We start from the raw sequence: 10,250 nt of genomic DNA, 5'->3' as shown, positions 1-10,250 counted from the left end.
ACTTTTGAACTGCTTTAAAAATTCATCGCTAAATAAATCTTCTTTTTTCATACTGTGTAAAATTTAAAATTAGACAAAAAAAATAACAGGGGTCGCGACCCCTGTTATTTTTCTATTTACACAGTTTATGAGATAGTCCTATTATTTCGCTTATAATTAAAATCAATGCGTCTAAAAGTTATACTTTTGTTTATCCAATTTTTTTCATCGATCATCACAAACTTTTCGAACAAAAACTCTAAAGCTTATGGGAAAATATTACGCTGTAAATTTCTATAGCTTTTCTAACCAATATCCGTTTGTAACCAAGATCATTAAACAGATCATCTTCTGGATCTTTGCTTATGGATTATTGTTTTTAATTATACATTTCACCGCATTGTCTGTGTTACAGGCCATGGGAAGACCTACAGATATTTCTATTTCTGGCGTGCTTACCCTGTTTCTTAGCCTTGGTGCATTGTTGGGTTTAGCTTTAGGGATCATCGACCATTTTCTTAAAAATTATATGTTTAGAAATCGCTCGTTAGGTTTTAATATTCTGGTGGGTGGTGTACTCTATTTTACGGTGCTCACGTCGATAATTTTTCTATTACGATATATTGTTATAGAATTTATTAGCGGTACGTTTTTAAATCAATATACCGAGCATATCATTAGGATGAATTGGGAGTATTATAACGTAATCATCTTAAGTTATACGCTATTTATGACCTTGGTGCTGAGTTTTATTAATCAGATGACCAATAAATTTGGGCCAGGTCTTATCTTACCTTTTTTACTTGGTAAGTTCCGTTATCCAGCTGAAGAGAATAGATTATTTATGTTTTTGGATCTTAAGGATTCGACACAACTAGCCGAAAAGCTTGGGCATTTGCGATATAGTGCTTTTATCCAGGAAAGCTTTATGGACATTAATCAAATGGTAAAAAAATATAATGCCCAGATCTATCAATACGTAGGTGACGAAATTGTAGTAAGCTGGCCACTTAGATGCTTTGATTCTTCTTTAGCGATCGAATTTTTCTACGCCGTACATAAACGATTTCAGCATAAAAAAGAGCATTATTTAAGGGCCTACGATCACGTTCCTGTTTTTAAAGCCGGTGCCCATCAAGGCTTGGTTACTGCAGTAGAAGTTGGTGATATTAAACGTGAAATTGCTTATCATGGAGATACTTTAAATGTGGCTTCAAGGATAGAGGGATTATGCAAAACCTATGATAAATTGATCCTTATCTCTGGCAAGGTAAACGAGAATCCTAAAATTGGCGAAAACTTCATTGTTAAACCTTTAGGGCCACAAAAACTGGAAGGAAGAGAAATGAGTGTAGATGTTTTTTGTGTTGCTGAAAAATAAGCCGAACACTTAACAGGATTGCATTTTAATTTTCTTCTGAATTTCCTAAATTTACGTAAAGCTGAAGCATTAAAATTGTAAAAAAATATTGCGGTATTTTATGAAATTTCAGCAATGATAAACCACCACGTAAAACAAATAATATGAGCACTTTTGGAGATATCATCGCAGACGAAAATCCTGTTTTAATCGATTTTTATGCCGATTGGTGCGGTCCATGCAAAACTTTAGCGCCAATTCTAAAAGAAGTAAAGACCGAACTTGGTGAAAATATCAAGATCATTAAAATCGATGTAGATAAAAATCAGCAACTTGCGGCAAAATACCAGGTAAGGGGTGTCCCAACCATGATGCTGTTTAAAAATGGAGCTCAACTTTGGCGCCAATCTGGTGTTATACAAAAGCAGGATATTATCAATATTATTAAATCTAAGGCTTAATTTAATTTATTGCCTTTTGCCGTCCACCAGGGATGAACTTCTATAGTTAATCGTCCCGCTTTTACCATAGGATCCAAGTTGGCTAAACTGTCGGCTTCTTTTAGTGTTCTGGTATTATAAACGGCAATTCCTTTTATATCGCTGCTATCTTCAAATGGGCCAATTAAACTGGCATAACCCTCATTACCCATTCGTTCTAAATGCGCCATATGCTGCTGTTGTAATTTTGCTAAACTAAGCGAATCCTGATCCCGATTTGGCCCAGTTTTCAAAAAAACCATATAATATTGTTGCATTAAGTAAGTGGTGTCGCCTTCTTTATAAGTAAAGCTTTTAAAACCATCTTCCTGTAAATGTTTTGACATTTCTTCTGCAGAAATCTTATCTTCCTTTTCCTCTTTATCTTCTTCAGCAGAAGTTGATTTATCTGTATGACATGAAATAAAAATGAGGCTCAAAATCATCAAAAATCGAAAACATTTTACCATGATTTATACGGATTTTTACTCAGTTGGGAATTGTAATATTTTGGATCTCCGGTAACTTCCTGCCCTAGCCATTTCGGTTTTTCAAAATTTTCAGTTTCAGATGCTAACTCAACTTCAGCAACGATCAAGCCTTCGTTTTCACCATAAAACTCATCTACTTCAAAAATATGACTGGCAGATTTCACTAAAAACCGGGCTTTATCGATCATTCCAGGCTCGCAAAGTTTTAAAAGTGCTTCAGCTTCCGTTTTATCGATTTCTTTTTCCCATTCAAAACGGCTTAATCCTGCTTCATTATTTTTTCCTTTTACGGTAAGGAAGGCAGTTTCATCCTTAATTCTTATACGAACGGTACGCAGTGGATCTGTATTTAAAAAACCTTGTGTAATGCGGTTCTTTTGATAAAATTCTGCTTTAAAATCTTCATTTTTAACTAAAAACTTCCTTTCAATTTCTACCATCGTATTTTGCTGCGAGTTCGTTTATTTTATTTGATTTTATTATGGAATCTGAATACCAAAAGTTTGCGACATGCATCATCGCTTTGGCAATATTCTCACATCTAACAGATCGATATTTTTTTAGATTCCCTACAAGCATAAAATTAAATAATTTAAAAGCATGCGTGGCGACTTTCTCAAAAATACGTTTCTCTTCTCGATCTCCCACTATTAATGCCGGCCTGAAAATATAAATATTCGGGATATTTGCAACCATGACATCCTGCTCCATTTCCCCTTTGATTCGATTGTAAAAAATACGACTATTGGCATCGGCTCCCATAGCCGAGATCACCACGAAACATTCTGCACCATTTTTTGCTGCCAGCTTTGCAGCAGTGACCGGGATTCCATAATCGATCTTTTTATATTTCTCTTTATCGGGCGTCTTAGCTTTTGTAGTGCCTATACAACAAAATACATCATGAGCTTTAAAAGCTTCTTTATGACTTTCTAACTTCAACACATCGATAAGGTGCTCTTCCAACTTTGCATGTACTTTTCCTAATTTACTTCTGGAAAATAAAGATACTTTAGTATAATTTTCATTTTTTAAAAGTTCTTCTACCAAATGTCGTCCTGTTAGTCCGGTCGCTCCCAAAACAATGGCCGTCTTCTCCATAATGCAAGTTTAGATCGTCTTATTAAATATAATCAAATTAGCTGACTGTACTTTCAGGTTGCATGCTTTTAGCATTAAATTTGCAGTATCGTGACAATGCGCAAGATAATTCATATCGACATGGATGCGTTTTACGCTTCAGTAGAACAGCTGGATAACCCCGAATTACGCGGTAAGCCTATTGCTGTGGGTGGCAGCTCCCAACGCGGAGTGGTAAGTGCTGCCAGTTATGAAGCTAGAAAATTTGGAGTTAGAAGCGCAATGAGCAGCGTCATTGCTAAAAGAAATTGTCCTGATATAATTTTTGTGAAAGCACGTTTTGATCGCTATCGCGAAATTTCACAACAAATCAGAAGCATCTTTTTTGAGTATACAGATTTGGTAGAGCCCCTTTCATTAGACGAAGCGTATCTGGATGTTACCGAAAATAAAAAAGGGAATCCCAGCGCTACGATGATTGCCAGGGAAATTCGTGAAAAAATAAAGCAAAAAACAGGTCTAAATGCTTCTGCAGGGATTTCTGTAAATAAGTTTATTGCAAAAGTTGCCAGTGATATAAATAAGCCTAACGGACAAAAAACCGTAAACCCTGAAGAAGTTCTGGATTTTCTAGAGCAGCTGGAAATCAGGAAATTTTATGGTGTTGGGAAAGTTACCGCTGAAAAAATGTACCGCCTGGGAATTTTTACGGGGAAAGATCTGAAATCGAAATCTGAAGCATATCTTGCAGATCACTTTGGTAAACACGGACCATATTATTATAATGTCGTTAGAGGAATACATGAAAGTGAAGTAAAACCAAACCGAATGCGAAAATCCCTTGGTGCCGAGCGCACTTTTAGTGAAAATATTTCTTCGGAAATTTTTATGCTTGAAAAACTTACCAATATTGCCGAAGAAATAGAGCGTCGTCTACAAAAAAGCAAAGTTGCCGGCAAAACAGTAACCTTAAAAATAAAGTATAGTGATTTCACGCTACAAACCCGTAGTAAAACTATTTCTTATTTTATCTCCAGCAAAGAGTTGATTCTGGAGATGGCTAAAGAATTACTCTATCAAGAGAAAATGAAAGACTCAGTACGCCTCCTGGGAATATCACTATCCAATTTAAATACCGATAGCCCTTCTGTAAAAACCAAGGAGGAAAAGAAAGAAGTTGCCGTACAACTTAAATTCGATTTTTAGAGCCTAATCTTCAATAGCCATTCTTGATATACACGCATAAAAAAACCCCGAATCGAAAATCCGGGGTTAGTTCTTTTATAAAAATTGTTTGGGCATTACTCTATTTCAGAAACTCTAAGCGTGTTTACCATTCCTTTAGAAGAGATTGGCATGGCTGCAAGATTAATAGTAAAATCGCCTTGCGTTACAAAACCACCAGATTTTGCAATATTATTAATATCATCAATAGTTTCGTCTGTAGTGCTATACTTATCGTAATAAAAAGCCTTCACACCCCAAAGTAAACTTAGACGGTTAAGGATTCTTTTATTATGAGTAAATACTAAAATATGACTTTCTGGACGCCATGCTGAAATCTGAAAAGCAGTATACCCACTATTGGTTAAAGTACAAATTGCTTTTGCTTTAATTTCATTGGCCATATGCGCGGCATGAAAACAAACAGATTTAGTAATATATCTTTTAGTGCGAACATGTGGCGGATCGTGTGGAACTTTAATTAATGGTGAATTCTCCACACTTCTTAAAATAGAAGCCATTTTTTGGATCACCTGTACAGGATATTGCCCCACTGAAGTTTCCCCACTAAGCATTACCGCATCTGCACCATCCATAACCGAGTTTGCAACATCGTTTACTTCTGCTCTGGTTGGGGTTAAACTGGTAATCATTGTTTCCATCATTTGGGTAGCAATAATTACCGGAATACGGGCTTTCTTAGCAACCAGAACTAATTTTTTCTGAATTAACGGTACTTCCTGAGCCGGAATTTCAACTCCCAAATCTCCACGAGCTACCATTAAACCATCACAATAAGCTACAATCTTTTCGATATTCTCTACACCTTCAGGTTTCTCGATTTTAGCAATAATCGGAATTTTATAATCTGTATGCTCCTTAATTAAATCCTGAAGTTCTATAATATCTTTCTCATGTCTCACGAAAGATAAAGCAATCCAATCCACCTCTAATTTACAGGCAAATTCGGCATCCTTTACATCTTTTTCTGTAAGTGCAGGTAAAGAAATATTAGTGTTAGGAAGGTTTACCCCTTTTTTAGATTTTAAAGGCCCGCCCTGGATAACTTTGGCTACAACTTCGTTCTCTCTATTTGTGCTAACAACCTCAAAAATCAATTTACCGTCGTCTAACAGAATTCGCTCCCCTTCATTTACATCTCTGGGAAAAGCATCGTAATTCATATAAACTCGCTCTTTAGAACCTTCAAAACGCTCTCCTGTTGCAAAAACAATTTCGTCACCTTGTGCAACAACCACATCTTCCTTCATGGTTCCTACACGCAACTTAGGCCCTTGTAAATCGGCTAAAATTGCGGCGGTAAAACCTTCTTCCTCATTAAGATCCCTTATCATCTGTACACGCTCTCTAACATCCTCATAATTAGCGTGAGAAAAATTAATTCTGAAAACATTTACTCCTGCCTGGAGCATTTCTTTTAAGGTGTCTTTGGAACTTGTTGCCGGTCCTAAAGTGGCAACTATTTTTGTCTTCTTATTTGTTGGCATTATTCAAATATTAGATTTTGTTTGGATTTTAATTGATCTACATGGATCTTGTACGCAGCCTGTACCTGGGGAATACGACCAATAAGATTCACCAACTGATGAACCTGCTGATCTTCTATATTTTCTTCTATTTTCAAAAAAAAATCGACTTTTTTATATTGAGGAATTAAATTAACCTCTAAAGGCCTCACCTCCTCTTCCAAAAACAGAGATCCAGCATTTAATATTTTTCTGGCTTTACCTTTAAATTTGTTACTAACAAGATAATAATCTCTATAATTCGCAAGGTCTTTGTACGTAAATAAAGCATACATTGCCTGGACATCTTTATGATTAAAATCGACATCAAAACGACTTCGCATCAATTTTAAATTCAAAAAACGGTTTAGCAGAAAAGCCATTTTATAAGGCTCTAAATTTGCGTAAATCGCAATTAATTTAAAGTCAACTTCTTCAACCTCATCCAGCAACATTTTATGTGCTTGCATGCTAAATCCACTTTATCGATAAAGATAAAATATCGATGACAAAAATAAAGATTTAAATTGATTAATTTTTCATGTTTTTTCACGAAATCGTTATAGCTATAGAGAATATGGCAAAAATTAATTCATTTTATTTTGAAGTGCATAATACGCCCTTTTTGAAGCTTTCTCCTCGGCTTTCTTTTTAGAGGTCGCCCTTGCTTTGGCAATCACCTTTTTATCAATCCACAATTTAACAGCAAAATGCTTAAGCTCGTCCCTACCCGTATCTTCGTAAACCTGATAATTAAATTCTTTTTTTTGTTTTTGGCACCACTCTATTAAAAGACTTTTGTAGCTTATTACACGACCTTCTAAGGTCTCAATATCAACATAAGGTTCGATAACCCGGTTATAAATAAACCGGTTACAGTACTTATATCCTCTATCAAGATAGATGGCCCCTACAAGTGCTTCAAAGATATTTCCGTGAATATTTACACCAAACTGGTCGTTGGGAATATTAGATTTCACAAATCTAATAAGGTTTAGATCTTTACCCAATTCGTTAAGATGCTTTCTACTTACAATTTTAGAACGCATTTTGGTAAGATATCCCTCGTCACCCTCTGGTACTTCCTGATAAAGATGTGAGGCTATTACAGAGCCCAACATAGCATCCCCTAAAAATTCCAGACGTTCATAGTTTATAGGATTCCCTGATGGATCCTTCACATTTAATGACCTATGGGTAAAAGCCCTCTCGTAAACCGAAAGGTCTTTAGGTCGAAAACCTAATAATTTGTGCAGTGTATTAAAAAAATTCCCGCCTTTTGAAGAACGGGAATTTAATATGTTGCGAATAACACTCATTAAGAGTTACTCAGTTAATTTTTTAAATGCTACGCAGGCATTGTGCCCGCCAAACCCAAAAGTATTACTCATAACGATATTCATTTCTCGTTTCTGAGCTTTATTAAGGGTTAAGTTTAACGAAGGATCAATATTTTCATCAACATTTTCGTGATTAATGGTCGGCGGCACAATACCATGTTGCATGGCCATTACACTCGCTATTCCTTCAATCGCACCAGCAGCACCAAGAAGGTGACCTGTCATCGATTTTGTTGAGTTGATATTAATATTCTTCGCGTGATCTCCAAAAACTTTCGTAATCGCCTTTAGTTCGGCCACATCTCCCAGAGGAGTAGATGTTCCATGCGTATTAATAGCATCCACATCTTCAGGCTTAATACCGGCATTTCTTAGACAGTTTTCCATCACTCTTACTACCCCATTTCCATCTGGATGTGGCGCCGTCATGTGATATGCATCTGAGGAAAGACCTCCACCAATTACTTCTGCATAAATTTTGGCACCCCTTGCTTTTGCATGCTCATACTCTTCCAATATAAGCGCGCCGGCACCTTCACCTAGAACGAAGCCATCACGGGTTGCATCAAATGGTCTGGATGCAGTTTCAGGACTTTCATTTCTTGTAGAAAGCGCATGCATGGCATTAAATCCTCCCATTCCGGCAATAGTAACAGCGGCCTCTGATCCTCCTGAAACTATCACATCGCTATATCCTAAACGGATATTATTTAATGCGTCTATCATTGCATTGGCTGAAGAAGCACAGGCTGACACCGTAGTGTAGTTCGCTCCCATAAAACCATGTTTAATAGAGATATTACCAGGGGCAATATCAGCGATCATTTTAGGAATGAAGAAAGGATTAAATCTTGGAGTACCATCTCCCGCCGCGAAATTAAGCATTTCGTTTTGGAAGGTTTCCAATCCGCCAATTCCGGCACCCCAGATTACACCTACGCGGTATTTATCTACCGCGTCCAGGTCTATCCCGGAATCTGCGATAGCCTCATCAGAGGCTACCATGGCATATTGGGTAAACTTATCCAACTTCCTAGCTTCTTTCCTGTCGAAGTAGTCTAATGGATTAAAATTTTTGAGTTCACAAGCGAATTTTGTTTTGAACTTTTCGGGGTCGAAATGCGTAATAGGGCCGCTACCACTTTTACCATTAACCAAGCCGTCCCAATATTCGCTAATATTGTTACCGATTGGGGTAAGGGCACCCAAGCCCGTTATTACAACTCGCTTTAACTCCATATGGATCTTTTAAATTTATTTTTTCGCGTCTTCAATATAAGAAATTGCTTGACCTACTGTTGCGATATTTTCAGCCTGGTCGTCTGGAATTTGGATATCGAATTCTTTTTCAAATTCCATGATTAATTCCACAGTATCTAATGAATCAGCACCTAAGTCGTTGGTGAAGCTTGCTTCATTAACAACTTCGTTCTCATCAACACCTAATTTGTCAACGATAATCGCTTTTACTCTTGATGCAATGTCAGACATAATATTTTATTTTAATTTTGATTAGGTGGCAAAAATAAAAAACTTTATTTTAAAACCGATTTTTACTTTAAAAATGTGAAGGTAATTTACATATTTTTCGATGAAAGAGGTTAACTTTATATCCTAATAATTGTTAATAGCCTTGTTTTGAGCGATCAACCAACTAATTATAATGTAAGAAAAATCGTAATATTTGCTTCGGGATCAGGATCAAATACCGAAAATATTATACGTCATTTCGAAAATTCAAAAAATATTAAGGTAGCAGCGGTCTTCTCGAACAAAAGAAACGCAAGAGTTTTACGCCGCGCTTACGATTTAGATGTACAGGCATTATACTTTGATAGAGATGCTTTTTATCATTCCAACGATGTCCTGCATGTTTTAAAAGATATAGATCCAGATCTTATTGTACTGGCAGGCTTCTTATGGATGGTGCCTAAAAATATTATCGAAAATTTTCCAAACCGTATTATAAATGTTCATCCTGCCCTATTACCTAACTATGGAGGAAAAGGAATGTATGGGATGCGCGTTCATGAAGCAATTATTACCAACAAAGAGAAAGAAAGTGGTATTACCATTCATTTTGTTAATGAACACTATGATGAAGGAGAGCATATCTTTCAGGCTAAAACTATTATAGAAACACATGACTCGCCTGAAAGTTTAGCTTCTAAAATTAATGAATTAGAACATCATCATTTTCCTTTGGTGATCGAAAAATTACTTCAAAAAGACTCCTAAACATTGCAGGAACAAGTTCGAATTTATACTGATGGAGCTGCCAGGGGCAATCCCGGCCCGGGCGGTTATGGCATAGTGATGGAATGGGTAGGCAAATCTTATAAGAAAGAATTTGCTCAGGGCTTTAAGCATACCACCAATAACCGTATGGAACTTTTAGCGGTAATCGAAGCGCTTAAAAAACTTAAAAAACCTAATCTTAATATCAGAGTGTTTACCGATTCTAAATACGTAGCCGATGCTGTAGAAAAAAAATGGGTTTTTGGATGGGAGAAAAAAAACTTTAAAGACCGTAAGAATGCCGATTTATGGAAAGATTTCTTACAAGAGTACAGAAAACATCAAATTGTATTTACCTGGATTAAAGGACATAACAACCACCCTCAAAACGAAAGATGTGATGCGCTGGCCGTTAAAGCCTCCAAAGAAAAAGAATTATTAGAAGATACAGGCTTTAAAAATTAACCGTCCTCATCGTCTAATTTAACTTTTGGTTTACAGCTTGAAAAACAAACCGTATATTTGCAGCATAA

13 protein-coding genes are annotated in these 10,250 nt (G+C 36.3%); 5 read left to right on the top strand and 8 right to left on the bottom strand.

All coding sequences use genetic code 11. The features are described 5' to 3' along the window. Positions 1-247: 247 nt before the first annotated feature. Both AC13DP_RS05365 and trxA read left to right on the top strand, forming a co-directional pair. On the top strand, positions 248-1,360 hold the full coding sequence (locus AC13DP_RS05365) for an adenylate/guanylate cyclase domain-containing protein (protein ID WP_013069802.1): 1,113 nt from the start codon (positions 248-250) through the stop codon (positions 1,358-1,360). 143 nt (positions 1,361-1,503) lie between these two features. Continuing rightward, entirely contained in the window at positions 1,504-1,800 is a 297-nt protein-coding gene (gene trxA, locus AC13DP_RS05360) for a thioredoxin (protein ID WP_013069800.1), read from the top strand. On the opposite strand, the gene AC13DP_RS05355 is transcribed toward trxA, so the two are convergent. The 3 genes from AC13DP_RS05355 to AC13DP_RS05345 are packed head-to-tail and all read right to left on the bottom strand — an operon-like array spanning position 1,797 to position 3,410. Next, a complete protein-coding gene (locus AC13DP_RS05355) occupies positions 1,797-2,264 on the bottom strand; it encodes a YciI family protein (protein WP_013069799.1) in 468 nt (155 codons plus the stop codon). The two genes, trxA and AC13DP_RS05355, sit on opposite strands and share 4 nt — an antisense overlap. 17 nt (positions 2,265-2,281) lie before the next feature. Further along, the gene (locus AC13DP_RS05350) at positions 2,282-2,749 is read right to left on the bottom strand and encodes a CYTH domain-containing protein (protein WP_013069798.1); all 468 of its coding nucleotides are present in this window, start codon (positions 2,747-2,749) and stop codon (positions 2,282-2,284) included. Continuing rightward, complete coding sequence (locus AC13DP_RS05345) at positions 2,736-3,410, bottom strand: NAD(P)H-binding protein (protein ID WP_013069797.1); 675 nt, start codon at positions 3,408-3,410, stop codon at positions 2,736-2,738. Before AC13DP_RS05345 ends, AC13DP_RS05350 begins: the two co-directional genes overlap by 14 nt. 96 nt (positions 3,411-3,506) lie before the next feature. Between AC13DP_RS05345 and dinB the strand changes: the two genes are divergently transcribed. After that, positions 3,507-4,595 carry a DNA polymerase IV gene (gene dinB / locus AC13DP_RS05340; protein WP_041578508.1) on the top strand — a complete coding sequence of 363 codons (1,089 nt, stop codon included), beginning with the start codon at positions 3,507-3,509 and terminating at the stop codon, positions 4,593-4,595. 95 nt (positions 4,596-4,690) lie between these two features. Here dinB and pyk read toward each other — a convergent pair whose 3' ends face one another. The 5 genes from pyk to AC13DP_RS05315 form a co-directional block, all read right to left on the bottom strand. After that, entirely contained in the window at positions 4,691-6,121 is a 1,431-nt protein-coding gene (pyk, locus tag AC13DP_RS05335; protein WP_013069795.1) for a pyruvate kinase, read from the bottom strand. Then, positions 6,121-6,609: an IPExxxVDY family protein gene (locus AC13DP_RS05330; RefSeq protein WP_013069794.1), complete on the bottom strand. Its 489-nt coding sequence runs from the start codon at positions 6,607-6,609 to the stop codon at positions 6,121-6,123. Before AC13DP_RS05330 ends, pyk begins: the two co-directional genes overlap by 1 nt. Before the next feature lie 117 nt (positions 6,610-6,726). Further along, positions 6,727-7,458 carry a ribonuclease III gene (rnc, locus tag AC13DP_RS05325; protein ID WP_041578507.1) on the bottom strand — a complete coding sequence of 244 codons (732 nt, stop codon included), beginning with the start codon at positions 7,456-7,458 and terminating at the stop codon, positions 6,727-6,729. Positions 7,459-7,464: 6 nt separating this feature from the next. Then, positions 7,465-8,718, bottom strand: coding sequence for a beta-ketoacyl-ACP synthase II (fabF, locus tag AC13DP_RS05320; RefSeq protein ID WP_228250825.1), 1,254 nt, complete (start codon positions 8,716-8,718; stop codon positions 7,465-7,467). 15 nt (positions 8,719-8,733) lie between these two features. Then, entirely contained in the window at positions 8,734-8,970 is a 237-nt protein-coding gene (locus tag AC13DP_RS05315) for an acyl carrier protein (RefSeq protein ID WP_013069791.1), read from the bottom strand. Between the two features lie 147 nt (positions 8,971-9,117). Here AC13DP_RS05315 and purN point away from each other — a divergent pair, with 147 nt between their 5' ends. Both purN and rnhA read left to right on the top strand, forming a co-directional pair. Beyond that, on the top strand, positions 9,118-9,717 hold the full coding sequence (gene purN, locus AC13DP_RS05310; protein WP_228250824.1) for a phosphoribosylglycinamide formyltransferase: 600 nt from the start codon (positions 9,118-9,120) through the stop codon (positions 9,715-9,717). 3 nt (positions 9,718-9,720) lie between these two features. Beyond that, entirely contained in the window at positions 9,721-10,182 is a 462-nt protein-coding gene (gene rnhA, locus AC13DP_RS05305; protein WP_339813869.1) for a ribonuclease HI, read from the top strand. Positions 10,183-10,250: the final 68 nt, after the last annotated feature.

It is taken from the genome of Zunongwangia sp. L-65, assembly GCF_056859415.1.
This window is presented reverse-complemented; position numbering and strand designations above follow the sequence as displayed.